Annotated in this window: 23 protein-coding genes and 2 pseudogenes; 9 read left to right on the top strand and 16 right to left on the bottom strand. The window is 53.5% G+C overall.

Going from position 1 to position 25,530, the window contains the following annotated elements:
• Window positions 1-54: 54 nt before the first annotated feature.
• The 3 genes and pseudogenes from ACXUPB_RS16390 to ACXUPB_RS16380 form a co-directional block, all read right to left on the bottom strand.
• Window positions 55-783 carry a TorF family putative porin gene (locus ACXUPB_RS16390; RefSeq protein ID WP_062363658.1) on the bottom strand — a complete coding sequence of 243 codons (729 nt, stop codon included), beginning with the start codon at window positions 781-783 and terminating at the stop codon, window positions 55-57.
• Window positions 784-1,223: 440 nt separating this feature from the next.
• A complete protein-coding gene (locus tag ACXUPB_RS16385; protein ID WP_172416275.1) occupies window positions 1,224-2,417 on the bottom strand; it encodes a transposase in 1,194 nt (397 codons plus the stop codon).
• 93 nt (window positions 2,418-2,510) lie between these two features.
• Window positions 2,511-2,762, bottom strand: a pseudogene (locus ACXUPB_RS16380) (LysR family transcriptional regulator); the annotation flags it as partial.
• 193 nt (window positions 2,763-2,955) lie between these two features.
• On the opposite strand from ACXUPB_RS16380, the gene ilvC reads away from it, so the two are divergent.
• Window positions 2,956-4,428: a ketol-acid reductoisomerase gene (ilvC, locus tag ACXUPB_RS16375; protein ID WP_472953468.1), complete on the top strand. Its 1,473-nt coding sequence runs from the start codon at window positions 2,956-2,958 to the stop codon at window positions 4,426-4,428.
• 132 nt (window positions 4,429-4,560) lie between these two features.
• Entirely contained in the window at window positions 4,561-6,078 is a 1,518-nt protein-coding gene (locus ACXUPB_RS16370) for an ATP-binding cassette domain-containing protein (RefSeq protein ID WP_472953466.1), read from the top strand.
• 27 nt (window positions 6,079-6,105) lie between these two features.
• On the opposite strand, the pseudogene ACXUPB_RS16365 reads toward ACXUPB_RS16370, so the two are convergent.
• The 13 genes and pseudogenes from ACXUPB_RS16365 to ACXUPB_RS16305 all read right to left on the bottom strand — a co-directional run.
• Window positions 6,106-6,250: pseudogene (locus ACXUPB_RS16365) on the bottom strand (NCS1 family nucleobase:cation symporter-1); the annotation flags it as partial.
• A 164-nt stretch (window positions 6,251-6,414) separates the two neighbouring features.
• The gene (locus tag ACXUPB_RS16360) at window positions 6,415-7,755 is read right to left on the bottom strand and encodes an FAD-binding oxidoreductase (protein ID WP_472953465.1); all 1,341 of its coding nucleotides are present in this window, start codon (window positions 7,753-7,755) and stop codon (window positions 6,415-6,417) included.
• Between the two features lie 28 nt (window positions 7,756-7,783).
• Window positions 7,784-8,581, bottom strand: a complete 798-nt coding sequence (locus tag ACXUPB_RS16355) for an ABC transporter permease (protein ID WP_472953463.1) — start codon at window positions 8,579-8,581, stop codon at window positions 7,784-7,786.
• Window positions 8,574-9,389, bottom strand: a complete 816-nt coding sequence (locus ACXUPB_RS16350) for an ABC transporter ATP-binding protein (RefSeq protein WP_472953461.1) — start codon at window positions 9,387-9,389, stop codon at window positions 8,574-8,576. The genes ACXUPB_RS16355 and ACXUPB_RS16350 overlap by 8 nt, the downstream gene beginning before the upstream one ends.
• The gene (locus ACXUPB_RS16345; RefSeq protein WP_472953459.1) at window positions 9,386-10,390 is read right to left on the bottom strand and encodes an ABC transporter substrate-binding protein; all 1,005 of its coding nucleotides are present in this window, start codon (window positions 10,388-10,390) and stop codon (window positions 9,386-9,388) included. Before ACXUPB_RS16345 ends, ACXUPB_RS16350 begins: the two co-directional genes overlap by 4 nt.
• 36 nt (window positions 10,391-10,426) lie before the next feature.
• The gene (locus ACXUPB_RS16340; RefSeq protein ID WP_472953457.1) at window positions 10,427-11,275 is read right to left on the bottom strand and encodes a creatininase family protein; all 849 of its coding nucleotides are present in this window, start codon (window positions 11,273-11,275) and stop codon (window positions 10,427-10,429) included.
• Between the two features lie 2 nt (window positions 11,276-11,277).
• Window positions 11,278-11,748 carry a RidA family protein gene (locus ACXUPB_RS16335; RefSeq protein WP_472953454.1) on the bottom strand — a complete coding sequence of 157 codons (471 nt, stop codon included), beginning with the start codon at window positions 11,746-11,748 and terminating at the stop codon, window positions 11,278-11,280.
• Window positions 11,749-11,770: 22 nt separating this feature from the next.
• Window positions 11,771-12,895, bottom strand: coding sequence for an amidohydrolase family protein (locus ACXUPB_RS16330; RefSeq protein WP_472953453.1), 1,125 nt, complete (start codon window positions 12,893-12,895; stop codon window positions 11,771-11,773).
• A gap of 137 nt (window positions 12,896-13,032) precedes the next feature.
• The gene (locus tag ACXUPB_RS16325) at window positions 13,033-13,968 is read right to left on the bottom strand and encodes a PDR/VanB family oxidoreductase (RefSeq protein WP_472953451.1); all 936 of its coding nucleotides are present in this window, start codon (window positions 13,966-13,968) and stop codon (window positions 13,033-13,035) included.
• A 94-nt stretch (window positions 13,969-14,062) separates the two neighbouring features.
• The gene (locus ACXUPB_RS16320) at window positions 14,063-14,773 is read right to left on the bottom strand and encodes a TetR family transcriptional regulator C-terminal domain-containing protein (RefSeq protein ID WP_472953448.1); all 711 of its coding nucleotides are present in this window, start codon (window positions 14,771-14,773) and stop codon (window positions 14,063-14,065) included.
• Window positions 14,774-15,399: 626 nt separating this feature from the next.
• Window positions 15,400-16,878, bottom strand: a complete 1,479-nt coding sequence (locus tag ACXUPB_RS16315) for an NCS1 family nucleobase:cation symporter-1 (RefSeq protein WP_472953446.1) — start codon at window positions 16,876-16,878, stop codon at window positions 15,400-15,402.
• A gap of 29 nt (window positions 16,879-16,907) precedes the next feature.
• Entirely contained in the window at window positions 16,908-18,266 is a 1,359-nt protein-coding gene (locus ACXUPB_RS16310; RefSeq protein WP_472953444.1) for an NCS1 family transporter, read from the bottom strand.
• A 154-nt stretch (window positions 18,267-18,420) separates the two neighbouring features.
• Window positions 18,421-19,173 carry an aspartate/glutamate racemase family protein gene (locus ACXUPB_RS16305; RefSeq protein WP_472953441.1) on the bottom strand — a complete coding sequence of 251 codons (753 nt, stop codon included), beginning with the start codon at window positions 19,171-19,173 and terminating at the stop codon, window positions 18,421-18,423.
• A 319-nt stretch (window positions 19,174-19,492) separates the two neighbouring features.
• Here ACXUPB_RS16305 and puuE point away from each other — a divergent pair, with 319 nt between their 5' ends.
• From puuE to ACXUPB_RS16270, 7 genes are all read left to right on the top strand, one after another.
• On the top strand, window positions 19,493-20,428 hold the full coding sequence (gene puuE / locus ACXUPB_RS16300) for an allantoinase PuuE (RefSeq protein ID WP_472953439.1): 936 nt from the start codon (window positions 19,493-19,495) through the stop codon (window positions 20,426-20,428).
• A 20-nt stretch (window positions 20,429-20,448) separates the two neighbouring features.
• Window positions 20,449-21,324, top strand: coding sequence for a MurR/RpiR family transcriptional regulator (locus ACXUPB_RS16295; RefSeq protein ID WP_447043404.1), 876 nt, complete (start codon window positions 20,449-20,451; stop codon window positions 21,322-21,324).
• 339 nt (window positions 21,325-21,663) lie between these two features.
• Window positions 21,664-22,518, top strand: coding sequence for a transporter substrate-binding domain-containing protein (locus tag ACXUPB_RS16290; protein ID WP_472953438.1), 855 nt, complete (start codon window positions 21,664-21,666; stop codon window positions 22,516-22,518).
• Between the two features lie 8 nt (window positions 22,519-22,526).
• Window positions 22,527-23,204, top strand: coding sequence for an amino acid ABC transporter permease (locus ACXUPB_RS16285; RefSeq protein WP_101147505.1), 678 nt, complete (start codon window positions 22,527-22,529; stop codon window positions 23,202-23,204).
• Window positions 23,201-23,857 (top strand): amino acid ABC transporter permease, encoded by a 657-nt coding sequence (locus ACXUPB_RS16280; protein ID WP_035562343.1) that lies wholly within the window; start codon window positions 23,201-23,203, stop codon window positions 23,855-23,857. Before ACXUPB_RS16285 ends, ACXUPB_RS16280 begins: the two co-directional genes overlap by 4 nt.
• Window positions 23,838-24,566, top strand: coding sequence for an amino acid ABC transporter ATP-binding protein (locus ACXUPB_RS16275; protein WP_035562346.1), 729 nt, complete (start codon window positions 23,838-23,840; stop codon window positions 24,564-24,566). The genes ACXUPB_RS16280 and ACXUPB_RS16275 overlap by 20 nt, the downstream gene beginning before the upstream one ends.
• 118 nt (window positions 24,567-24,684) lie before the next feature.
• Complete coding sequence (locus ACXUPB_RS16270) at window positions 24,685-25,530, top strand: bifunctional allantoicase/(S)-ureidoglycine aminohydrolase (protein ID WP_035562349.1); 846 nt, start codon at window positions 24,685-24,687, stop codon at window positions 25,528-25,530.

Below are 25,530 nucleotides of genomic sequence, written 5' to 3'. Positions count from 1 at the left end.
CATTTGGGCCGGCTTTTTATTCTGGATCTGAATTGCTTGTGATCACTTGGCCGATCAGAAACTCCTGCTCCAACCCAGCCAGAACTTCGGATCATCCGAGTTGACAGAGCCAAGCGCGTCGGTTGACTCAATGTCCGCGTACTCCACGTTAACACTGAAAGAACCGAAGTTTCCCGCATCCTTTGTAACGTTGGCGGCGACGTGTGAATAACTTGCCTCGCCGACAGAAGCCTTGCCGTCATCAGCGAAGTCGTAATAGCCAAGCGTCACACCGGCACTGTAGCTGTCCTCCAGAGGCACCCCAACAGAGGCGTAGTAATAGGCATCCCCCTGCACGAACACCCCATCACCACTGGTGTCGCTGTTGATCGTGTAGGCCAGGCCGATGGCCGCAATGCCATAACTGATCTCGCCGTACAGTTCGCCGAAGTCGATGGAGTCCGGCGCGTCAGGATACGCATAATAAATGTACCCAACGTCATAACCCAGTTCTTCCACAGAGCCGGAGAATCCGGCATAAAGATCAAGCTCATAGCTGGTGCCGTCACCAAAATCGACATTGGAACCCCAACCACCGGCGTAGAAGCCCGACGCATGCTCATAATCCAACCCTCCCTGGACAGCCGCAGCCCCGTCTGTCTGGGTGACGCCCCGGAACAGATAGTTGCTGCTGGCGCTCACATTTGAGCTGACGTCAGCGCTAACAATGGCGGGCGCAGCCTGAAGTGCTGCAAGCAAAGTGATACTGATAAATCCGGATTTGGTGAAAAACTGCTTCTTCATAATGGATACCTTCGGTTGGGTTTCATTGCTCCAAATATGATTTAGCAAAAGTCTTGCCACATCTTATTTATTCTTGTTTATCATTATTATAGAGACAAATCGGCACATTCTGAGCTTGCCCCCGAAAAACGACCCAACACCTAGCGCCCCAGAACCTGTCACCGGCCCGGACCAGCGCCCTGTTTTGATGCATTCTCTGTAACCATTCTCCTGAATCCGTGAAGCCGGCGCCGACACTTTCCCTATCACCGCCAGCGAGCACTTTTTGATCATTCGCCCCGTGCAAGTTGGCTTTCGCAAGCCCGTTATTGCCAAAACCCACCGTGCTGATCGGTGCTGACGGCCCGTTTTGTCATGCCTTTCCACCCGCCAGGCACGACATATCTGGCGATCGCGTGTCGCTTGGAACTGCTTGTGGATAGAGTGTCGCCGATTGACGGTCAGCATGGCGTTCCTCGTGGATAACGCAGTCGGCTCCGCAGCGTCTTGAGCACCGTCATGCGCCCGATATCCTGCCCGAAGTCGAGGATGATCTGCCGTGCCTTGTGAATCACGAGAGCCGCACGGTGCACCAGCTCTTGTAGCACGGTGCGCAGCCGGCGCCGCTTGGCCGGGTGGCGAACCGGGCTCAGCTCGCCGGTCATGCCCAGCTGTCCCATCAGGCGCAGGATGTTGTAGGCCAACTGGGCGAGATGCAGGATCAGATCGTTGGTGGCGAACTTGCCGGACGGCAAGCGCTCCAGGTCGAGATCGGTCTTGATCTCGCTGTGAAACTGCTCATGGGTGGCATGCGCCTGGTAGCGCTTGATCACCGCCTCCGGCGCCTCGTCCAGGCTGGTCCACCAGCCTTCCAACTCATAGTCCGGTTCGAGCAGCAACTGGCCATCGCGATCGGCGGTGCGCTCGACCAGGCGCATCACGCGTTGGACGACGTATTCGGTCTTGTTGTCGTCGTGGATCGAGACGGTCTGCGGCCACAGCGCCTGGCTGTCGAAGCCGCTGTCCTCGCGTAACAGGATCGGTTGCTTGGTCAAGCATTGGGCGCGAGGCAGTACCCGCTCCAGGAAGGCGTTGCTCTCCTTCATGGTGTGCTGCTTGCCAGGCCGCAGTTCCAGACCCAGGCACCACCCTTCGTTGCCCAGATAGGCGGCGATCGGGGTGTAGCCATCGACCTTCTGGTAGGTCCGCGAGACGCCTTCCTTCTTCGAGTTGCTGTTGTCCATGACGAAGGTGTCGATGTCCAGGCAGACGTGCGTCGTCTCGGCGGTGATCGGTGCTTCGATCAGTGACAGCAGGGTCGTGGACCAGGTGGCGGTGCGCGCCTGCAGGTCGTTGGCGGCAAGTTTCTCCAGCCGCTGTCGCAGCGTCGCCGCGCTCGGCACCTTCTGCAGGGTCAGCAGTTGTTGGAAGGGCTTGTCGCGGCGGAAGTTCTCGACAGCGTCATAGTCGCTCATGCCCAGACACAGCAGGCCCAGGTAGCTCTTGATCACGTCACTGGTGCGCATGCCCAGCGTGGTGGGGAAGCGGCTGTCGATGCTGTCGACGCCAGCGATCTCGAAGCATTGCCCGATGATGGACAGCCCGGCGTGGCTGGTGAGGGTGCGGCAACTGGCGCGGAACTTTATGTTGGGCATGGCACTGTCTGGGTGAATGGCGATAATGGCTATATTGCCATGCAGGTCAGTGGGTTAGAAGTGCTTCCTGGGGCCGGTCTCACGGATTCAGGTGTCGGTTAACTGATGACGAATCAAATTCCACTGACTGCTGGCATCGCGGGCATACTTGAGAAATTTTTGGCCTTCCTGGGTGAGCACCACGGTACGGTTGTCGCGGTTAAACAGCGCCACACCCAGCTCGTCTTCTAAATGACGAATGTTGCGCGACAAGGCAGAAATGCTCACATAGCACTCGTCGCTGGCGCGACCGAAATGCAGGGTTTCTGCCAAGGCGAGAAATTGTTTTAAAATTTTAAAATTCATACCTGTCATGATAATGGAGCTTTGCAAAAAAAGGGACATGTTGTTGCAAATATATCAATTTAAGAAATAGTCGTTTTTCGTTAGATTGGCGCTACTCACATGGCGCTGGGCCCGCACTTGGCGGCTATGTCACTCTTTTTCGTATCGGTGTGTGACATCGATATCGTGCTTATCAATCATTAGGATGTTAACGATGGCTAACTACTTCAATACGCTGCCGCTACGCGAGCAACTGGCTCAACTCGCCAAATGCCGTTTTATGTACAGTTCTGAATTTGCCGATGGCGTGGACGCGCTTAAAGGCAAAAAAATGGTCGTGATCGGCTGCGGCGCGCAAGGCCTTAACCAAGGCTTGAACCTGCGCGACAGCGGCTTGGACGTCTCTTACGCCCTGCGCCCCGAAGCCATCGAACAGAGGCGCCAGTCCTGGAAGAACGCCACTGAAAACGGCTTTACTGTCGGTACCTACGAAGAGCTGATCCCCACGGCAGATGTGGTGTTGAACCTGACGCCCGATAAGCAGCACACCGCAGTTGTGACGGCGGTAATGCCGCTGATGAAAGAGGGCGCTTGCCTGTCTTACTCTCACGGTTTCAACATCGTCGAAGAAGGCATGAAGATTCGCGACGACCTCACCGTCATCATGGTGGCGCCGAAGTGCCCAGGATCTGAAGTGCGCGCTGAATACGTGCGTGGTTTCGGGGTTCCCACCTTGATCGCTGTTCACGAAGCCAATGATCCTAAAGGCGAAGGGCTTGCCCTGGCAAAAGCCTACGCAGTGGGCACTGGCGGCCACAAAGCCGGTGTGTTGATGTCCTCTTTCATCGCGGAAGTTAAATCCGACCTGATGGGCGAGCAAACGATCCTCTGCGGCATGCTACAAACTGGTTCTATCCTTTGCTTCGACAAAATGATCGAAGAAGGTATCGAGCCTGGCTACGCCTCTAAGCTGATTCAGTACGGCTGGGAAAACATCACGGAAGCACTGAAATACGGCGGCGTGACCAACATGCTGGATCGTCTTTCTAACCCCGCGAAGATCAAAGCCTATGATCTTGCAGAAGAGCTGAAAGAGATCATGCGTCCGCTTTACAACAAGCACCAGGATGACATCATGAACGGCAACTTCTCTGCTGGCATGATGGAAGACTGGGCGAACGATGATGCGAAACTTCACGCATGGCGCGCAGACACCGCTGAAACAGCATTCGAAAAAACACCAGCGGGTGACATTAAGATCTCTGAGCAAGAGTACTTCGACCACGGCATCCTGATGGTGGCGATGGTAAAAGCGGGGGTTGAGCTTGCGTTCGAAACCATGACCGCGGCTGGCATTATCGCCGAGTCTGCTTACTACGAGTCTCTGCACGAAACGCCACTGATCGCCAACACTATCGCGCGTAAGAAGCTTTATGAAATGAACGCGACGATCTCAGATACCGCGGAATACGGCTGCTACCTCTACAACCACGCATGTGTACCACTCCTGGCTGACTTCATGAAAGTCATTAAGTCGGATGTGATCGGTAAAGGCCTGGATGTAGATGATAACGGCGTTGATAACGCGCGTTTGATCGAAGTCAACGATGCCCTGCGCGCGCACCCGGTTGAAGCCGTTGGCGCAGTGCTGCGAGGCCACATGGCGGACATGAAGAAGATCGTTTAACCGGTTGAATAAAGAATAGCGGGTTAATGCAATTAAAAAGCCGGGGATATCGCCACGATAGTCTCGGCTTTTTTTGTCTCTTTTTTTATTCAAGCCTGATTTTTTAACACCGTCACCGTAAGGAATAGTTCGATGGAGCCTTCAAACCGCTTAGCCAATATTCAGCTAAACAAAGCGACGATCAGTTTTGATGATCGCTTCACCCTAAGCGAGATCGATTGGACCATCGAACCCCACCAGCATTGGGTCATCACCGGCACCAATGGCGCAGGCAAATCCGCCCTGGCGGCGGCGCTTGCGGGCGTTGGCAAACTCGAAGCGGGCAGTGTTCAAGGGCTTCCCCACAACGTCGGTTTGGTCTCCTTCGAAGCGCAAGCCGAACTCATTGCCAAAGAATTAAAAAAAGACGATGCCGATATCATGGACGTCATTTCACTCGGCACACCCGTCAATGAAATGATTTTCGAACACTGCCGGGATACTGAACTTGCAAGCGTACTGGTCGAAAAGTTCGGACTGACGAGGCTTCTCGACCGCGCCTTTCGTAAGCTCTCCACGGGCGAAACCCGCAAAGTCATGCTGATTCGCGCGCTGGCGAATAAGCCGGACTTACTGATTCTAGACGAGCCGTTTGATGGCTTAGACGTCGATACGCTCGCCATGCTGCAGGCCCATCTTGCCTCCATCATCGACACTGTACCCATGGTGCTGGTGCTGAACCGCTTTGATGAAATGCCTGACTTCATCACCCATGTGGCCTACCTGGACAAAGAGCGTGGGGAGAAGGACCGCTCCGAGCAAGAGCGTTCGGAAAAAAAGAGCAGAGATACAAAGCGCGGAGAAACGGGACGTTTAGCGTTCACGGTAGACCGCCAGGACGATGCTGCCTTCAATGAGCTGTATCAATTGCTGCATTTGAAAACCACCGACCTCCGCGTGCCCGAGGCCGACCCCGCCAACCAACTACCCGAGCTCGACCCCAGCCAGCCGTTAGTGAAACTCAAGCAAGCGACGATTAAATACGGCGATACCGTGATCGTCGATAAGCTCGATTGGACGATCGAGCCGGGCCAGCACTGGCAACTGAGTGGCCCTAACGGAAGTGGTAAAACCTGCGTCTTGTCCTTGATCACGGGGGACCATCCTCAGTGCTACACCAACGATATTTTTGTGTTTGGCTTCCAGCGCGGTAACGGCGAAAGCATCTGGCAGATCAAGCAGTTTATCGGCTATGTCTCCACCGCCCTGCAGTGGGAATATCGCGTCAGCACCAGCTGCAAAAACGTGATTATTTCAGGCTTCTACGACAGCATCGGCGTGTACACCAAATCCACCGATAACCAGAAGAAAATAGCCGACCAATGGCTCGAACTACTTGGCATGAAAGACCGCGCCGACCAGCCCTTTAACAAACTCTCCTACGGCGATCAGCGTTTGCTGCTCATCGCCCGCGCCATGGTAAAACATCCGCCGCTGTTGATCTTAGACGAGCCGTGCCTCGGCCTGGACGACATGAACCGCCAGCTGGTTCTCGCCCTTATTGAGAAAATTTGTGAAGGCAAAGAGACCACGGTGCTGTACGTTAATCACCACACCGAAGACAGGATCAAGGAAATCGATAACCACCTGACGCTCGAGAAATACCACTAGCGCAGAGTGTTTTGAGTGCTAGTCCACCATCTTGGAGCTGAGCTTGCTGGGAAGCAGGTTGACCAGATCATAGGCGAGAGGAATAAAGTTAGCGGTCAAGTTAATCCCTGGCGAGGCGGCAAAGGGCAAAGAAGGTCAACAGAAGTAAGTCGACCCGCTTGACAATGTCGGCCACTTGGAAGGCGGTAAGCCGCTACCTGAAAGCGATAAAAGCGTCGTTTTCAGGTGGCGGAAGAAGAGAAAAATATATCGGATTTGCGTGATATTTTCGACGCTTGAACTCAATCTCACCGATGGGGTTAAAAAGTAAGTCGCGAGAATTGAGCGTCGTGATTTTTAGTCGTTAAGCGTCCTTATTTTGCCTGGATTGAGCAAGTTATGTGGATCGTTGGCCGCCTTGCTATCTAGTATGGATTGATCCAACGTTCCGCCGTGCTTTCCATCTTCCAGAGTATAGGTGTGGCTATTGTTAACCTTGATTCCTATCTTCCGGTGAATCTCGATGAGGTCTAACAAACGTTGATCGCTTGTGTATTTGACCAACGGAAGTCCGGTGATAAGTACTTGGCTATGTGCGTTACGAATAAATTCAAGATGAATAAATACCTCTTTGCCTGCCTGGATTTCAACTTCTTTAAGTTGTTCTAATGCACATGCGCTATCGTAATTGGTTTGTAAGTTGGTAAAGCTCTTATCGTGCTTGAGCGCTTGTAGTGTCGAGTGGTTCCAGCAATGCTCCATCAAAGTAAGCCCTGACGCATTGGCCTCGTCAAAGCTTTGGTGCCATACGTTAGTACCCCCATGGATCGTGCTTAGCGCTATGAAAGGTACCTGACAGTTGGGGGCAATCAAGGCAATGACATAAAAGCGCTTAGGCGCTAGCTGGGCGGGTAGCTCTTTAAAATAAGAAGCTGCGACACCGTCATAAAGTGAAATCTCGCGCTTTTCAATACCCGCTGAGTCCAATAACGCGCGGCAAAAGGTATAGGCGTTTTCAAGCGAGGCGAATTCCATGAGGTATTCGCTCCAGCTCCTTGCCGGGGCCAGGGCGAGCTGTAAATCGATGATAATACCGTTGGTGCCATAAGTATGATGGTAGGTTAAAAGCTCATCGCCGCTAACGTCTATTATACGGGGATGCTTTTCGATCGTTAACACCCGAGCTCTTTGAACGGTGCCGGAGGTAGCAACGGGGCCGTAATTGACCGACCCTATCCCCCCAAACCCCCCCGCAAAAAGCCCTCCTATGCTTGCTGCTTTGTAGGTGGAAGGCATGCAACGGAGCTCCCAACCATTTTGGCGAGTAACGCCTTCAAGTTCGGCGATTCTCATTCCGGCCTGTACCTGGATTACTCCATCGCTAATCCATTGGCATGCTTTTAAAGCGATCATATCGATAACGACACCACCACAAAGCGGAACTGCTTGGCCGTAATTACCTGTTCCGCCACCGCGAACGGTTAAGGGGATACTTAGATCAACGCAGGCGCTGATCAGCGCTTCTAGTTCGGCTTCATCTTTAGGACGAGCAATGATGTCCGCTTTTTTGTCGGCTAATAATGTTGTTAAAAGAGGGCTAAACCAGTAAAAATCCTTTGAAAGACGCTTAATATGAATTTTAGAAGTTACCCACTCGATGTCAGGCAGGCGTGATTGCAGCGTGTCGATGGAGAGCATTCGTTCATACCTTTAAAAAAGAAGATTTTTATGCTTCGCTTTCGTGCCAATGGCCGATGGCAAGCTTTGAAAGTACTGACATGGTGGTGAACAAAAAGACGCCAGTAAGCGATATCAGTACAAGGGCTGCAAACATGCGCGGAATATTGAGCTGATACCCTGACTGCAGAATCTGGTAGGCAAGCCCCGTATTGGCCCCCCCGGTGCCCGCAACGAACTCAGCAACTACGGCTCCAATCAACGCCAAGCCACTTGCTATGCGCAGGGCAGCAAAAAAGTAGGGAAGGGCAGAAGGAACGCGAAGTCGCCAGAGTGTTTGCCAGCGGCTTGCGCGGCGCAGTCTAAAATAGGCCAGTAAGTTGGGAGATACACTACGAAGGCCCAGTGTCGTATTTGAAATAATAGGAAATAACGCCACTAAAGAGGAGCAAACAACGAGTGCCAAGGTGGTGTTTTGAATCCAAATGATAATCAGAGGTGCGATGGCCACTACGGGCGTAACTTGTAAAAGCACTGCATAAGGAAAAAACGCCCTTTCGATTATGCGGCTTTGCACAAACATAAAGGCAATTAAAACGCCTACGATGATCGCGAGTAAGAACGATATTAGCGTGATTTTTAGCGTATTCATCAAGGATGAACCAAGAAGCTGCCAGTCCTCTACTAATGTTTTTGATACGGATAAAGGGGAGGGGAAGAGGTATTCAGGAACTTCGCTCACTACCACTATCGTTTGCCACAATAACAACAATAAAATTGCGATAACGGAGGGAACGCATATGTTTCTGAACTTTTCGTGACGCCATAACGGTAGTGCACTACTCATAGCCGTCCTCCGTACTGGCCGCAGCGACCAAATGCTCGTGTAGTTGCATGGCATATTCACTAAAGCGTGTGCTCATCCGAAATTCAGAGTGTCTCGGAAAGGGCTCATCAATGCGAATATCCGCAACGACTCGACCTGGGCGCGCAGCCATCACGATAATACGCTCTGAAAGAAAGACGGCTTCGTGTATAGAATGGGTGACAAACAGCACGCTCAGGCCGTTTTTTTGCCAAAGATCGAGCAGGTCACCATCGAGTTTGAAGCGAGTAATTTCATCCAGAGCGCCGAACGGTTCATCCATCAACAGCAAGTTTGGCTTGACGACAAGGCCGCGCGCAATAGACACCCGCATCTGCATGCCACCCGAGAGCTCACGAGGCAGGGCGCTGGCAAAACGAGTAAGACCAACCAGTTCAAGTACCTGATCGACTCTTGCATAAATATCTTTCCGGCTGAGCCCTTCAAGCTCCAATGGCAGGCTTACGTTTTTGCGCACGCTGTGCCAAGGAAGCAGAGAAGCTTCCTGAAATACAAATGACAGCGAACGGTGACTTTCATGGAGCCGATGATGAGCTTTATTCCAAAGTAACAAACGCCCATCGGAGGGTTCCGTGAGCCCGGCAACCATTTTAAGCAACGTGCTTTTACCGCAGCCAGAAGGCCCCAATAGCGTGACGAACTCTCCTTCCTGAATGGTCAGGTCAACAGGCATAAGAGCGCGCGTGCCGTTGGGATAAACTTTCTCACAGGATAAAAGCTCTACTGCGTTTCGCTCTGAGGCGGTGCTGGGTTTACTGGCAGCCTTCATGGCATCACCGGATTTTTAGTAACAAATTCGGTAGTGTAAACCTCAGACAACGAGACGCTGTCGGCGTCGATGAGTTCGTTATCAACTGCCATCTGCCATGTAGCCTGCATACGTTCGTCGGTAATAATGCCAATGCCGTCTGTTTGCGCATCACCGCCGGTCGAGATGCCGGTAGAGCGAAGCTGATCAAGGGCGTAATCCAACTGCTCATCACTCATGTTGGGATTCTCCGCTTGAATAAGCGTGTTGCCTGCTGCTGGATCTGATAGGTAGTTTTTCCAGCCCTGCATGGTCGCCTCGACGAAAGCATGTACCTGCTCAGGGTGTTCATTGATCACATCATCGCGACAGGCAATGGAGTTGCCATAGGGTGGGTAACCCTCCTGGCCTAACAAGAAGACTTTGTAATCGGCGTCCGCTTGCATCATGGCAAAGGGCTCGGAGCTCATATAGCCTTGTTGTGCGAGTGAGGTATCCGCCATGAAAGGCTGGATATTGAAGGTATAGGGACGGCTCATTTCATCGGTAAAACCGTACTGACTTTTCGCCCACGGCCACCATGAAGAGTGGGCGCTTGAAGATATCAAGACTGTGCGCCCGTTAAGATCAGAAAGCGTATCTATATCGCTATGGGTAATGATGACAATAGGATCAAACTGAAAGCTGCTAGCTACCATTGTGATAGGAATACCTTGGCTGCGTGCCAGCATTGTTCCTACGTCATCACGGATTATGCATTGGGCTCGTCCTGCGCCTAGTAGCTGAACGGAGTTAACCTGTGGTCCGCCCATACGCAAAGTGACGTCTAATCCTTCTTCAGCATAAAGGCCTTCGGCCATTGCTTGATAAAAGCCGCCATGTTCTGCCTGCGCGTACCAGTTGGTAATAAAGGTAAACGGCGTCAGCGAGTCGCTTTGAGCATTTGCATAAGTGCTGATCGCTAAGGCCGGGAGAGCGATACAGCAGCTTAGCCAGCGACGTTTTGTCGGTATTGTTTTCATGCTTTTCTCCAGTGCCGGTGTGGTATGATTTCTTGATTACGCGTGCGCTTCGATATCGCCTGTATACTGACTTCGGCCCCAAGAGGATGCATGACGTACACACCACTGAACCTGGTGGACTTCAGTGATTGCTTGCGCCCATTGGGTTGAGAGTTCATCCAGCAGTTTGGCGCCCTGTTCTGGGGTAGCGGGGGTTGGGTCGCCGATAACGCCGGTTGGTCCAAAGTCGCGAGCGACCCAAGCGGCGGCTGGACGAGAGCTGGACAGGGTCGGGCAGGGGAATGGCTCTGGCATGCAAGCTTTTGCACGCTCCATATGCAGCGTATCTGGCGCTAACTGCATCATAATGGCGGTTTCGCCATGCCCTGCGTGCATCGCTAGTTGGCGTTCCTCTTCCGACATGAAACTCGTGTCATGAGCCACGCTCCAGGCAGAGCGAGGAATCACCATGAAATCGCCATGGCGTAATCGCAGCTCTCTGGCTGCCATTTCAAGGGGTTGTGGCTGGCCGCCGTGAGCATTCACCAAAATAAGTTTACGAAACCCTGCTCTGTAAACAGACTCGCCGATTTCCTGGATCGTATGGAGGAAAAGCTCGCCGGTAAGTGTCATGGTGCCTGGAAAATGTAAGTGCTCGTCCGATTTGCCATAGGTGATCGGCGCCAATGCATACGCGGGCACATTAGAAGAGAGCTTCTCCATCGCCTTGCCTACCACGCCAGCCGCGATGATGGCATCCACGCCACAAGGCATGTGTGGGCCGTGCTGCTCAATAGCGCCCACAGGAAGAACAATGACGGTATTGGCCTTATCTTCTAAAGTAGCGATGTCGGTCCAGCTTAAGTAGGGAAGAAAGCGCTCAGCGGGCGTATAACCATGTAACATAATCAATCCTTAACGACGTTGAGTGGCAAGTAGGCGGTAGCTTCTACTTCAATTAATACCTGTTCGTTGGGCAGCATGGCGCTTACTTCTACAATGGTGGAAATTGGTGGCGTACCGGGAAAGAAAAGCCCGCGTACTTCGCTGTAGAAAGGAAAGTGGTCAAGGTTGCGAAAGTACTGCACGAGTTTGAAAACATCACTCATTTGTCCGCCCTCCTGCTGGATGATTTGCTGGATTGCATCAAGTACATACCAGCTTTGGGAGAGGATCGGCCCTTTTTTGATATCGCTTGAAAATTCGCCCGTACGCCCGAGGCGTTTTGCTGCCTCATCGGGTATATCGTCAAAGCCGTTTACTACCAGCCGTCGGGCAGGATCAACGGCGATAATTCCGGATAAAAAGATAAAATCACCCATCCGTTTACTGGCAGCGTAGCGCGCCAGGGGGGCTCCCTTGTCCAAATTACTTGTCATCACGTCGCTCCTTGGGTATTGATCAAGAAAAAAGAGTTCTCTCTAAAGGCGTCATATCCGCATGTAACCGTGTGCGCTTTAAGTCGCTTGGCCAACTCCAGATCGCTTCGGTATTAAAGAGCAGCCACTCCTGTTCGGGGCCGCTCTCTCTATCTGTCAGCTTTCCTGCAATTGTTGGGCTAGAACAAATCGCTTGAGACCAGCTATCGAACGCATCACTTAAATGACTACCCACAATGCTTAAACGGAGTATGTCGATTGGGTCGTAGTTACCTAATGGATAAAAAGCGTCCTGTACGTTATCGCTTGCAAGAAGACATGGGATACCGCGCTCACTGGCCTCTTTTAGTAAAGTAAGACCGCGTAGCTGCGGTGTACGATTAGCGTGCGCGTCTTGAAGGAAAAGGTTGCTGGTGGGTAGCGCAATGATGGTAATTGGGTGATGAGCCGCGCGATCCAGCAGCGCTAGCGCGTCTTTATACTCCTTGCCTGCAAGTGCACAAAGATGGCCGCATACGATGTGTCCATTAAAAGGCTGATCGCGCGCTTCAAGCGCATCGAGCAAACATTCGAGCCCTTTTGCCTCTGGAGAAAGCTCTTCATCAATATGCAGATCGAGATCGACTCCCCATGTGTCAGCAAGCTCCACTAAAAGATGGATGGCTTGGGAGTCAAAGTTACTGCTGTGTATGAAAGCCCCCATTGCCGCATCCTTACTGAGCGCGACTTCTTTAATGATCCGCGTGGCATTTTCTTTGTTTGAAAGGACGTCAAGCGGCACCAGCGCAATACGTTGTAAGCGAATCTTCTCTTTCCAGCGTTCGGCTTGTTCAGCGAGTAACGGCCAAGCCAGTGGTATGGTGTCCGCATCAACCCAGTCGACATGGCTGCGAATCAGGCGGGTGCCAGCGTCGTAAGCTCGTTTTAATGCTCTTTCGCTTCGTGTGAATAAGTCATTGGAGTTCCAGTAAGCTTTACGGTCGGCATGCATGGCCGATATTGCGCTCAAAAGGCCTGGGTCTATACCGCCTAACCGGTTGCGAGTGTATGTCTTGTCCAGATGCACGTGTGCGTCGATGAGAGGCGGCAGTACAAGCCGACCTTCGACGTTGAGCGCCCCGGTTTTAGTGGCATCGTTCGTTTTCATGGGAGAGGGGAAGCCAAACATTCCCTGTTCAACGTATACGGTTCCCAACTGCGGATGACCATTTACTTCTGGCCAATTCGACGGGAGGTACCACCTTGGCAAGCGCATACCGGTAATAAGCGATAGTGGAAGATTCATCAAAGCTCCAGCGTCAAACGGTTAGAGCGGCAGCTGCCGCAGCAAAGGGCGATGTATTCAGACCGCTCTTCGTCATCCAGGCACTGATCACCGTGGACGGGCTCGCCGTCGCACCAGGGAACAACGCAGCTTCCGCAAATGCCTTGTTCGCAGGCACTCTCTACTTCAATACCCGCCTGTTTAACCGTTGCTAACATGGAGGCGCCAGGCTCTACTCGCAGTAAACGCTCGCTCTCGCTTAGATAAAGTTCAAAACCTGTATTAGAGATAGGCTCACTTGTGCTAAATCGCTCTTCATGCCAACACGCCAGAGGCACATTGCTGCACTGGGCGCGTACGCGGTCGATAAACCCTGTAGGGCCGCAGCAGTAAACGTGTGTACCGGTAGGGAGAGTTTTAAGACAGGAGGCTATATCGAGCAGTTGGCGTGGGTTTGGGCAAACTTCAACCGACCAGTTTTGCCGTTCGAGTAGTTTTTGAAAGGGCATATTGACTGGATTGGACGACGCAACATAAAGTGAAAATGGCGCGCCTTCATGGCTCAACTGATGCGCCATAGCAACAAGAGGCGTTAACCCAATGCCGCCACCCACCAATAGGTGGTGAGGGGCATCATCTGCCAGCTCGAACATATTATAGGGAGCGCTTACCTGCAGCGTAGCATTTGGGGTGGCCATTTGATGGAGCGCTTTGGAGCCACCTTGGCCGCAGGGTTCGAGCTTTACCGCGATTTCGTAGTGGTCACGTTGCGCCGGGTCGCCGCATAACGAGTATGCCCTACATAGCTGGCCGCTGATTTGAATATAGATGTGCGCTCCACCCCTGTAAGCAGGCAGAGCACTCTTGTCTGAGCGCTGTAAATGCAGGCTCAAGATCTGCGGCGTTAGATACTCTCTCTTGGCGACCGAAAGCGATTCAAAATCTAAAGAAGACATGGGTTGACCATTTAGATTGTACATTTGGTCAAACTAAATGCATTAACCATGCCATTGACGTTGGTTTTTATAAAATGGCGTACGTGTTAGAGAGCTATTGGATGGGTATGCCACATCCCATCAGGACAAAGGTAACCAGCTCCTGTTCTATTTTCGAACAGGTTTCCGAGTCTGATAAAGAGGCGCCCATTAGTAATTCAGCTTGCATTGTGTAATCCGAATAGTACTGAGTGAGCGCCCATATATGCATGATTAGCAGACGCCCATCCAGCGTACGCATTTCGCCGTTGCTTACCCACCGCTGAATATGCAGCACTTTTGAATGTGTATTGGCGATAGAGTACGGCCAGTACTTTTCTAAACGCTCACCGCCACTTAGGATCTCCATAGTGAAGATACGTGATAGCTCCGGGTTCTCGAGCGCAAACCTGAATTTGAGACGGACAAAGGCCGAAATAGAATCCCGGGCGCTCATGTCAGGATGGGCGTCGAAACAGAAAATTGTGCGCCAGCCATCGAGCACTTTGCCCAAAACCTTGGAATAAAGAGCTTCTTTATCTTCGATATAATAATGAAGCTGCGACTTTTTAAGATTGGCGCGCTCAGCGATCGCCTGTGTGGAGACCCCTTGAAAACCGTACTGGCTAAACTCGATAATCGCAGCATCGAGAATTTTATTCATGATTTCCTGACGGCTTTGTTTGGAGCGTTGTGTTCGCTGATCAACTTTTGCCACTTTTGCACCATATTCGTGAAATTGCGGGCCCAGTGCACCGTAATGATTTATATCTTTTCCATTAGGCACCAGGCTTTTATCCTATCGAGCTTAAGCGCAATGTATAGAGGGTTGAGAGTTTTTACCTCGGGCGTGCTTACTCTTAAAATAAAAGTTTTAAACGTACCAGACATGCCGCTTTATACTGGGTAAAAGCGGTATGGCGGGTTTGATAATTATTTCGGCCAAAAAAGATAAATATGACGATTCCAATGCTTTGCAGCGCTACCTTAAAGCTTTGATCGCGCGAGATACTCGCCATAGCAGTCGGGAAAGTGCGTTTTGCACCAGGCGGCAAGCTCTCGGACTCGGTGGCTGGATGACACGTCGGCGCCGAGCTCGAGTAGAGCGACAGCGCCTCGCCTGCTTCAAACGCCTGCCAGAGTAGCGCAATGTAAGTGCTCCCCTTGAGGTGGCACCGTAGCCTTCAGCACCGTCCAGGGCATAATAGCCCGACTGTGTGACGACCCCTTTGGCAAACACCTTCTGGTTCGGTGGCAACGTATTCATAAGATAGCGATAGTGCTCTCGAGCGATTGGCGAAGTGACTCAGTGCGTAAAGGCGTTAGCCGAGCATAAATCGACATATAAAAAAGCGCCACCGGCCGGGGCCGGTGGCGCTTTGGTAGATTACCCCAAAGCGTGAGTTGAGCGCATTAGGTTGCCTGGTGGGCGCCGATGGCGGGCGCTGCTTTGAAGTTGCGCATCAGCGCGTAGTAAATCAGCCCGCCCAAACCGGCACCAATCAGCCAGCCGTAGCCGCCAAGGGCTGAAAGTGCGGGTACTAACACGGTTGAGAGCGAGAACAGCGCCGCCACGCCAAAGGCGATAAGCGCGCGGGTGTTCCAGCCGTTGACGTAGTAGTAGGCGCTGCCGGGGGCTGATGAGAACAGCTCCTGCATGTTCAGATGCTGACGCTTAATCAGGTAGTAGTCGACCACGATAATGCCGTAGAAGGGCGCGACGATGGCGCCTAGCGCATTCACAAAGCCGGGAACGCCAATCTGGCTGATCACCGAAAGCCATAATGCGCCGACAAAGAACGCAATCACTGCGGTAATCAGTCCGCCCATTTTGAAACTAATTTTGCTGGGAAACAGGTTGGCGAGGTCGTAGGCAGGGGGAATGAAGTTGGCGACTAGGTTGATGCCTACCGTGGCGGCAAAGAAGGTCAGCGCAGCGATAATCGTTAGCGGCAGCGAATCCACACGCTCAACGATATCAGCGGGATTGGTCAGGGCCTCGCCAAACAGCACCAGGGTGCCGGCGGTGATAATCAGTGCGATAAATGAGAAGAATGCGACGTTGAGCGGCAAGCCCAGCAGGTTGCCTAGCTTCATCTGACGCTCGGTTTTCACAAAGCGGGTGAAGTCGCCGAAGTTGATCACCACCGCTGCGAAATACGCCACCATGGTACCCACAATCGCCATAAAGGCCGCGATCGAGCTGCCGCTGGTTTCACTGCCACCGCTAAAAATGGTGCCAATGGCAGGGATCAACTCGCTTCCTGCCTGGTACCAAACAATGATCATCAGCACCAACATCACCACGTAGACCAGCGGGCCTGCCCAGTTCAGGAAGTGTTTGATACGCTCAATGCCTTGCCAGAAAATCGCGATCTGAAACAGCCACACAATCACAAACGACATCCAGGCAACGCTGGAAAGCCCCAGGAAGGTGCTGCCGCTGCCTGCGCCCACAAAGGCGGTAATAAGAAGGGTGACAGCGGTGGAGGCGAAATAGGTCTGCACGCCGTACCAAAAGATCCCCACGATGGCGCGCAGCATCGCGGGTAGGTTCGCGCCGCGTACGCCCATACTGGCGCGCACCATGACAGGAAAGGGAATGCCGTATTTAACGCTGGGCTTGCCGGTGAGGTTGACCAGAAACATCACGATCACACCGGCCAGAATAATCGCCGCCATCACCGCCCAGCCGTTCAGGCCGTAGGTTAAAAACAGCGAGGCGGCCAGGGTGTAACCAAACAGGCTCTGGATATCGTTAGACCAAACGTTAAATATCTCAAACGCGCCCCAGTTACGGTCCTGGGGTTTTAGCGGCGCGAGATCCTCGTTATAGAGCGTGGGATCAATGTGCTTAATATCCAGGTCACTAACGTCGTTGCTCTCATTCATCTTATTAGCTCTTCGGTTGGCAAATGGAGTTACTGGCTAAAGCGCTGGCAGGGAGCCCAGTACTTCATCAATAGATAGTAGGTAACACCGGCGGGGATCAGGCTGGCGTACCACGAGATCGCCGAGAAAGAGAGCGCCGCCACAATGCCCACCGCCGTGGCGATGAAAGCGGCTAAGTTAATACCCTGGTAAGGCCCGTTGACGTCATACAGTTTGTCGATATCCAGCGTGCGGCGGCGAATCACATAATAATCGACCACCAGAATGGCAAAGATAGGGCCTAGGAAAGCGGAGTACGTTTGTACAAACAGCTGTAAGCCTGCTGCAGAGCCCGGTTGCACCAGCTTCCAGGGGAAGGTGGCGAAGGCCAGCAGCCCGACGATCACCGTGGCGACCGAGAACTTGATCTTGAAGACGTCCATTAGCACGTAGGTGGGCGGCACCACGTTGTTGAGTACGTTGGTGGTGACCTGGGCAAAGGCGATGAACAGTAGGGTGGTCATCAATAGCGGCGTGTTGTCGACGGCGTTGGCGAACACCTGGATAGGGTCGGCGGTGCCGGTGGCTTGGGAGACCATATAGCCGATCAAGCCCATAAACAGCGTGCAGGGCAGAATCGACATGGCGTAGATGGTGGTCAGCAGGCTCTGGGCCGTGCCCTTTTTATGCTCGCGGGAGTAGTCGCTGACGTTGAGCATCATGGTGCTGTAGATACCCAGGAACAACATGGTCGCGCCCCAGAACGGCATGCCCCAGGAGCCTTCCATGGTCAGCAGGCTGGCGGAAAGCTCATCGCCATAGCGCTGCACCGTGGCGTAGAACATATACACCAGCGAGGCGAGGATAAAGGCGCTGCCGATATTCTCTAACCATTTGATGCCCTGGAAACCCATCACCGACAGGCCGATTTGTAGGAACTGAAAAGTAATAAAGTAGAAGATAAGGTTATCGAAGCCAAACAGGGTAGCCGAGACCATATTGAGTGCCCCGGCACCAATCCAGCTTTGAAAGCCGTACCACACTACCGCAGGCACCGCGCGCACCAAGCCCGGTAAGCGCGTGCCCGTAAAACCAAACGCGCTGCGCGCCTGCACCATAAACGGAATGCCGTACTTGTAGCCTGCGGCCCCGTTAATGGCCAGGGCTATCCCGATCACAAAGCAGCCGATGGCAATGGCCAGGGTGGCTTGTAACAGGTTCAGGGTGCCGACTACGCTTGAGCCCATGGCAAAGGTGCCGATGGAAACGCAGCCGCCGAACCACGCCAGAAAGTAGGAGCCGCGCCCCATTATCCGGGTGTGTTGTGGGGCCAGGCTTTCTGCCCCGAGTGCTTTTGATCCAGCATCGGATCGTTCTTCTGACGCAAGAGCGGAGGTTGAAGCGCTCATGTTGTCGTCCTCGCAAGATTGTCGGTTTTTATTAATCCCCGATTAGGTATCGGGAAACGCTTGCGGCGTGGCGTGCTAATGGACGTACTATTTAAAATTCTATTTAAACTATTGTTATTATGTGTTGTTGAGTCACTATTATTATTTGGAACTGCTATTTAAGCGGTAGCGCAAGATCCGAGAGCTCAGAAAACTTACCGGTAAAGGTCTTTGGCCGTGGGTAGGCAAGGTCTCCATATTTACTGGTATGCAGCCCCAAATTCACCAGTGCTTCCGCCAGTTTCAGCGCGGCGGTAACACCTTCTACGACTGGCAGGCCCACTTCGCGGCTAATCTGTTGGGTCAAATTAGCCATGCCACCACAGCCTAAAACGATGGCGCCGATACCGTCTTCATCCCTTGCGCGGCAGCACTCTTCCACAATGCGGGTAAACGCCACTTCAGGGTGATGCTCAAGATCCAACACCGGGATTTCAGCGGCGCGTATACGACGGCAGTGGTGGCTAAAGCCGTACTGCTGAAGCAGATGTTCGGCGATAATGCCGGTGCGGCCCAGGGTCGTGACGATCGAAAAGCGCGTGCTGACTAGCGTAGCAAGATGAAAGGCCGCTTCAGCAATGCCAATGACCGGCGCGCGGGTCAGTTCCCGTGCTGCAAGTAGGCCGGGGTCGCCAAAACAAGCCACCACATAAGCATCGATACCGCCTTCGCGCTCGCCTTTAAGTACTTCCTCGGCTACGCCCACCGCACTGACCACTTCGTCAAAATGGCTCTCGATTGAAACCGGCCCCGCGTCAGGTTGTGAAGCGCTCACCGTGGTGCCAACGCCTGCCTGCTGTTGAGCTGCCTGATGAATAGCAGCGGTCATCGAGGCCGTGGTGTTGGGGTTAATAATTCGTATATGCACGTTAAATAATCCGCATGTAAACAATATAACTTTTCTTGTATACAAAAATAGGGCGGTTTCTAGCCAGACGCAAGGGTCTAGCCGCGAATACACGACGAAAGTGATAGCCTAAAAGTTTGACCAATTGTTCAGGATTCAAGGGCTTAACGCGGATTGCGATGAGAAAGGCTTTTGGTGTCAGAGGATTAGCGCTAAGCCGCGTTGCGGTATGCTATTAATGTCGCTATTTTGTATACAAATAATTTGTTGCCGCACTGGCATTGTTCATCGAATAGAAGCTAACCAGTGTTGGTCAGAAATATGACTGAAGGAGCTAACCATGTCGTCCTCATCCAAGGTGCAATACCCACGCGATTTGATCGGTTACGGACGCAATCCGCCTCACGCCAATTGGCCCAATAAAGCCAAAATAGCAGTCCAGTTCGTGCTTAATTACGAAGAGGGCGGTGAAAATAGCGTGCTGCACGGCGATGCAGGCTCTGAGCAGTTCCTCTCTGAGATTATCGGTGCGCCGGCTTATCCGGATCGCCACTTGAGCATGGAGTCTATCTACGAGTATGGCTCTCGCGCCGGGGTGTGGCGCATTCTGCGCGAGTTTGAAAAACGCGATTTGCCACTCACGGTGTTTGGCGTGGCCATGGCGCTGGAGCGCAACCCGGAGGTGGCGCTGGCATTTAAAGAGCTAGGCCACGAGATTGCCTGCCACGGCTACCGCTGGATTCACTATCAGGAAGTGCCCGAGCACGTTGAGCGGGAGCATCTGCAGCAGGCAATGGAGATTTTTCAGCGCCTTTACGATGAGAAGCCCCAAGGCTGGTACACCGGCCGCGATAGCCCTAATACCCGGCGGCTGGTGCTAGACGAAGGCGGTTTCCTTTACGATAGCGACTACTACGGCGACGACTTGCCTTTTTGGACGCAGGTGACCGATAGTCAGGGCAGTGACCATAATCATCTGATTGTGCCCTACACGCTGGACAGCAACGATATGCGCTTTGCTGCCCCGCAAGGTTTTAACACGGCGGATCACTTCTTTACCTACCTGCGCGATGCCTTTGATGTGCTATACGCAGAAGGAGAGGAGGCGCCCAAAATGCTCTCCATAGGTATGCACTGCCGCTTGTTGGGTCGGCCGGGGCGTTTTCGCGCGTTGCAGCGCTTTTTGGATTACATCGAAACCCACGACCGCGTTTGGGTAGCCCGCCGGGTCGATATCGCCCGTCACTGGGCGGAGCATCACCCGGCAACTCGTTAATAAGCGCTTAATAGGATGCTATGACGCCGCATATCGGACAGCGGATTACCGCCCAGTTTGACGCGCTAACGGCCCAGGAGCAGCGGGTGGCGAGCTTTATCCTCGATCACTTCGATGATCTGGCCGTATATAGCGCCGCCGATTTGGCGCGCTTGACCGGGGTATCTAAATCGACGGTCAGTCGCCTGTTCAAGCGGCTGGGGTTTGAGAGCTACCGCACCGTTAAAGACCATGCCCGCCAGCTGCGTAACCTGGGCGTGCCGTTGGTGATCGACCCCAACGCCATGCAGGAAGAGGCCGGGGCGCCGTTTCAGCGCCATTTGCAGCGCGAGCAGGATAATCTGCAGCGCTGCCTTAATGGCATCGAGGCGGATCAGTTTGCTGCGCTGGTTGAGTACTTGGATAGCGCGCGTCATGTGGTGGTGATCGGCTTTCGTAACAGCTACCCGCTAGCGCTGCATTTTCGCCAGCAGTTGATCCAGGCGCGCACCCAGGTGCGGGTGGTGCCTCATCCTAACCAGTCGTTAGCGGAAGAGATCGTCGATCTCACCGCGCAGGATGTGGTGGTGCTGTTCGGTTTTCGCCGCCGCCCGGCAGCGTTTGCCGCGCTGGTCGATGCACTGGAGCGCTCACCCGCCAAGGTGGCCTTACTGGCTGACCCCACCGCGGTCAACGTCGCCTCACAAGTAACGTGGTTTTTTGAAACGCCGCTGGAAAGCCTCTCGGCGTTTGATAGCTACGCTGCCGCCAATAGCCTGATCTGCCTGATTGCCAACGGTGTGCTGCATCGACGTTTGGCTTCTGGCCGCGAGCGAATCAGCGCGATCAGCGATGTTTACGCTGAGCTGAGTGAGTTGGAAGCGCCGACCATGAGCGTAGATTGGAGCGCCCAGTAGCTGGAGTCTCTTCATGGTGCACCTCAGCGTATTGGCCGCTGAAAACTGCACCAACTCGTTGCATTGCTCTCTTTTTTATCCCTTCTTCTCAATGCGTCAGTCACTGCATTTTGGCTCTTGACGCTCTCTAAACGGCTGTTCTGAAAAACGTTAGCCACTTCTGGTATCCCTGTTGCTATTAGCTGGTCAAGTGAAACGAAAGTTTCTTTGTTAGAAATCGTGCAACAAAGCTTTCATTCGCTTCGCTTCCATTGCTAAGGCCACCACTGCTAATTATTCGGCGATGTGTCTCTAGCAAAACCCAGATTTTGCAGGGCATACGCCTGCCAGGAGAACTTTATGAAATCGTTATCGCACTGCTTCAATCACTCTTTTTCGAGTCGCTTTAAGCGCTGGCAGTCCGGCGTTTTAGCCACAGGATTGAGCGCTGCTGTTGCCCTTGGTGCTATTGCCGCTAGCCCCAATGTTCAGGCGGATGCGCTGGAAGATATCGAATCGCGCGGCACGCTCCGCGTGGCGGTGCCGCAAGATTTCCCACCGTTTGGCTCGGTAGGCACCGATATGCAGCCCCAGGGTTACGATATCGATATGGCCCAGTACCTCGCTGACGAAATGGGCGTGGAGCTTGAGCTAATTGCGGTCACGAGTGCTAACCGTATTCCCTATTTGCAGACCGGCCAGGCGGATTTGGTGATTTCCAGCCTAGGCAAGAACCCGGAGCGTGAAGCGGCGATAGATTTTTCTGAGGCCTACGCGCCGTTCTTTTTAGGCGTATTCAGCGCCGATGCGGATGAAAGCGTAGAAGGCCCGGAAGGCTTGGCCGATAAAACCATCGGGGTCACACGGGGTGCCGTGGAAGATATGGAGCTCTCGGAAATTGCGCCGGATTCCACTACCGTGCAGCGCTTTGAAGACAACGCCACCACCATTTCTGCGTTTCTCTCCGGCCAGGTCGACTACGTCGCTACCGGTAACGTAGTTGCCGCCGAAATCGCCGAGCGTAATAGCGAGCGTGCGCCTTCGCTGGTGTATCAGCTTAAAGATTCGCCTTGCTACGTGGGCATGAACAAAAACGAGCCAGCGCTAATGGAAGAAGTGAACCGCCTGATCGCCCAGGGCCTGGAAGATGGCACGCTGAACGAGCTGTCCCAGCGCTGGTTCAGCGCGGATCTACCTGAAAACTTCGGTAGCTGAGGCTCACCATGGGGCCAACACTCGATTTTCTTACCCTGTTGCCCTACGTCAGTGAGCTTCTCAAAGGATTTACCACCACGGTCATTTTGACCGTGGTGACGACCTTAACGGGATTGTCGCTGGCAGTGGCGGTAGCCTATTTACGCGTGAATGCGCAGCCATGGGTGCGCTGGGGGCTAGGCGGCTACGTCGAAGTCACCCGCAACACGCCCTTTATAGTGCAACTGTTCTTTATCTTCTTCGGGCTACCGGGGCTCGGCATCAAAATTGATGCCATTACCGCGGCGTTCATTGCCATGACGCTCAACCTGGCCGCTTATAGCGCCGAGATTCTACGCGCCGGTATTAGCGCCACGGCGAAAGGGCAGTTGGAAGCCGGGCGGGCATTGGGCATGACCACGCTGCAAAGCTATCGCCACGTGGTGTTGGTGCCTGCCTTTGCGCGGGTTTACCCCGCGCTCATTAGTCAATCGATCATCGTGATGCTGGGCTCGGCGGTGGTGTCGCAGATTTCGGTTTTCGATCTGACCTACGCCGCCAACTTTATCCAGTCACGCAACTTCCGCAGCTTTGAAGTCTACCTGCTGATCACGCTGGTCTATTTGCTCCTCGCCTTTGGCATGCGGCGCAGCTTTATGCTGGTGGGCAAGCGCGTATTCGCCTATCAGCAAGGAGAACAACGATGATTGAGTTCACCTTCTGGGACATTCTGCGCAACCTGCTGCTGGCAACCCGCTGGACCATTGTGCTGTCGCTGATTGCCTTTGTAGGCGGTGCGACGGTGGGGCTGCTATTGACCTTTATGCGTCTCTCCAGCAACCGCTGGCTGCAGCGCTTAACGTCGCTTTATGTCGACCTGTTCCAAGGCACGCCGCTATTGATGCAGCTGTTTTTGATCTTCTTCGGCGCTGCCGCCATGGGGCACCCGATCTCTGCCTGGCTGGCGGCTTCCATCGCACTGACGCTGTTCACCAGTGCTTTCCTATGTGACATCTGGCGCGGCTGTTTAGAGGCGGTGGCCAAAGGACAGTGGCACGCATCGCGGGTGCTAGGGATGAACTACTTCCAGACCATGCGCCATGTGATTCTGCCTCAGGCGCTGCGGCTTTCGATTCCGCCCACGGTGGGGTTCTCGGTACAGGTCATCAAAGGCACGGCACTGGCCTCCATCATTGGCTTTGTCGAGCTGACCAAGGCGGGCACCATGCTTAATAACGCCACCTTCGAACCTTTCACCATTTTTGCCCTTGTGGCCCTGCTTTACTTCGCGCTGTGCTACCCACTTTCCTGCTACGCGCGCTATCTGGAGAAAAAGCTCTATGACGCTGGTTTACGTTGATAACGTTCATAAAGCCTTTGGCGACCTGGAAGTGCTTAAAGGTATTAACCTTTCAGTTGCGCAAGGCGAAGTGGTGGCGATTATTGGTCGCAGCGGCTCGGGTAAAAGCACCCTGCTGCGCTGCCTGAATCAGCTGGAAAAACACGACAGCGGCCAAATTACCATTGCCGATAAGCAGCTCGATGCGGCGTCAATGTCGCCTAAAGAGCTGAGCGAAAACGTCGGCATGGTATTCCAAAGCTTTAACCTGTTTCCCCATAAAACCGTGGGTGAGAACGTCTGTTTGGCGCCGCTGGTGGTGCGTGGTGAGGAGAAAGCCGAGGTCGAGAAAGTCGCCCGCGAAGTGCTTGAGAAAGTGGGGCTCTCCGACAAATACGATGCCTACCCGGCGCAGCTTTCCGGGGGGCAGCAGCAGCGGGTCGCCATCGCTCGGGCGCTGGCCATGCGCCCCAAAGTGATGCTCTGCGATGAGGTGACGTCAGCGCTTGACCCTGAGCTGGTCGGGGAAGTGCTGCGCGTACTGGAAGCGCTGGCGGCCGAGGGTATGACGCTGATTCTGGTCACCCATGAAATGAGCTTTGCCCGTGATGTGGCCGACCGGGTGGTGTTTATGCACCAGGGGCGCATCCACGAAGAGGGCGCCCCCAGCGAACTGTTCAGCAACCCTCAAACGCCGGAGCTAAAGCAGTTTATCTCTGCCGTGCTCTAAGGTTTGTCTGAAATAGCTCAGCGTAATATCGTATACAAGGATGAATACATAAAGCTGTTGAAAAATTCGGAAAAACAGCAGCCCAATACGCCATGCTCACTTTAAAAAGGGAGAAACAATGCCAACAAAACGCCGCTCGACTTCTTACTATGCCCCCACTGGCGGGCATCCGCCACAAACCCAAATAACCGCTGACCGTGCTGTATTCACTGAAGCCTATGTGCTGATTCCCAAAGGCGTGATGCGCGATATCGTCACCAGCAACCTGCCGTTTTGGGAAGGCACCCGGTTATGGGTGCTGGCGCGGCCGCTGTCGGGTTTTGCCGAGACGTTCTCCCAGTACATTATGGAAGTTCAGCCCCACGGCGGTAGCGATAAGCCCGAACCAGACTCCCAGGCAGAAGGCGTGCTGTTTATTGTTGAAGGTGAGTTAACGCTTACTTTATCGGGCGAGCGCCACGTTATGCAGCCCGGCGGCTATGCGTTTATTCCCCCTGGCAGTTCGTGGCAGGTGCGCAACGAATCAAACGCGCCGGTACGTTTCCACTGGGTGCGCAAGGCCTATGAGTTTGTGGAAGGGCTTGAGGTGCCAAAGGCGTTTGTGACCAACGAGCAGGATATTGCGCCGATCGAAATGCCGGGCACCGAAGGGCGCTGGGCCACCACGCGCTTTGTCGACCCTGCGGACGTCCGCCACGATATGCACGTCAATATCGTCACCTTTCAGCCCGGCGGCGTCATTCCCTTTGATGAAACCCATGTCATGGAGCATGGTTTATACGTGCTTGAAGGCAAGGCTGTTTATCATTTGAATCAGAATTGGGTTGAGGTGGAAGCGGGGGACTTCATGTGGCTGCGTGCCTTCTGCCCTCAGGCTTGCTACGCCGCTGGCCCAGGGCCGTTCCGTTATTTGTTGTATAAAGATGTTAATCGCCACGCTTCTCTCAAACTGTCGTCACGCTAA

The sequence above is a fragment of the Vreelandella sp. DA03-1M genome, from assembly GCF_055725665.1.
The sequence above is the reverse complement of the archived record's forward strand: the minus strand, read 5'-3'. Positions and strand labels throughout refer to the sequence as shown.

Bases quoted from the DNA above. Each gene is read 5' to 3' on its own strand.
- ACXUPB_RS16390 (WP_062363658.1), bottom strand. From the start codon at position 783: ATGAAGAAGCAGTTTTTCACCAAATCCGGATTTATCAGTATCACTTTG.
- ACXUPB_RS16385 (WP_172416275.1), bottom strand. From the start codon at position 2,417: ATGCCCAACATAAAGTTCCGCGCCAGTTGCCGCACCCTCACCAGCCAC.
- ilvC (WP_472953468.1), top strand. From the start codon at position 2,956: ATGGCTAACTACTTCAATACGCTGCCGCTACGCGAGCAACTGGCTCAA.
- ACXUPB_RS16370 (WP_472953466.1), top strand. From the start codon at position 4,561: ATGGAGCCTTCAAACCGCTTAGCCAATATTCAGCTAAACAAAGCGACG.
- ACXUPB_RS16360 (WP_472953465.1), bottom strand. From the start codon at position 7,755: ATGCTCTCCATCGACACGCTGCAATCACGCCTGCCTGACATCGAGTGG.
- ACXUPB_RS16355 (WP_472953463.1), bottom strand. From the start codon at position 8,581: ATGAGTAGTGCACTACCGTTATGGCGTCACGAAAAGTTCAGAAACATA.
- ACXUPB_RS16350 (WP_472953461.1), bottom strand. From the start codon at position 9,389: ATGAAGGCTGCCAGTAAACCCAGCACCGCCTCAGAGCGAAACGCAGTA.
- ACXUPB_RS16345 (WP_472953459.1), bottom strand. From the start codon at position 10,390: ATGAAAACAATACCGACAAAACGTCGCTGGCTAAGCTGCTGTATCGCT.
- ACXUPB_RS16340 (WP_472953457.1), bottom strand. From the start codon at position 11,275: ATGTTACATGGTTATACGCCCGCTGAGCGCTTTCTTCCCTACTTAAGC.
- ACXUPB_RS16335 (WP_472953454.1), bottom strand. From the start codon at position 11,748: ATGACAAGTAATTTGGACAAGGGAGCCCCCCTGGCGCGCTACGCTGCC.
- ACXUPB_RS16330 (WP_472953453.1), bottom strand. From the start codon at position 12,895: ATGAAAACGAACGATGCCACTAAAACCGGGGCGCTCAACGTCGAAGGT.
- ACXUPB_RS16325 (WP_472953451.1), bottom strand. From the start codon at position 13,968: ATGTCTTCTTTAGATTTTGAATCGCTTTCGGTCGCCAAGAGAGAGTAT.
- ACXUPB_RS16315 (WP_472953446.1), bottom strand. From the start codon at position 16,878: ATGAATGAGAGCAACGACGTTAGTGACCTGGATATTAAGCACATTGAT.
- ACXUPB_RS16310 (WP_472953444.1), bottom strand. From the start codon at position 18,266: ATGAGCGCTTCAACCTCCGCTCTTGCGTCAGAAGAACGATCCGATGCT.
- puuE (WP_472953439.1), top strand. From the start codon at position 19,493: ATGTCGTCCTCATCCAAGGTGCAATACCCACGCGATTTGATCGGTTAC.
- ACXUPB_RS16295 (WP_447043404.1), top strand. From the start codon at position 20,449: ATGACGCCGCATATCGGACAGCGGATTACCGCCCAGTTTGACGCGCTA.
- ACXUPB_RS16290 (WP_472953438.1), top strand. From the start codon at position 21,664: ATGAAATCGTTATCGCACTGCTTCAATCACTCTTTTTCGAGTCGCTTT.
- ACXUPB_RS16285 (WP_101147505.1), top strand. From the start codon at position 22,527: ATGGGGCCAACACTCGATTTTCTTACCCTGTTGCCCTACGTCAGTGAG.
- ACXUPB_RS16280 (WP_035562343.1), top strand. From the start codon at position 23,201: ATGATTGAGTTCACCTTCTGGGACATTCTGCGCAACCTGCTGCTGGCA.
- ACXUPB_RS16275 (WP_035562346.1), top strand. From the start codon at position 23,838: ATGACGCTGGTTTACGTTGATAACGTTCATAAAGCCTTTGGCGACCTG.
- ACXUPB_RS16270 (WP_035562349.1), top strand. From the start codon at position 24,685: ATGCCAACAAAACGCCGCTCGACTTCTTACTATGCCCCCACTGGCGGG.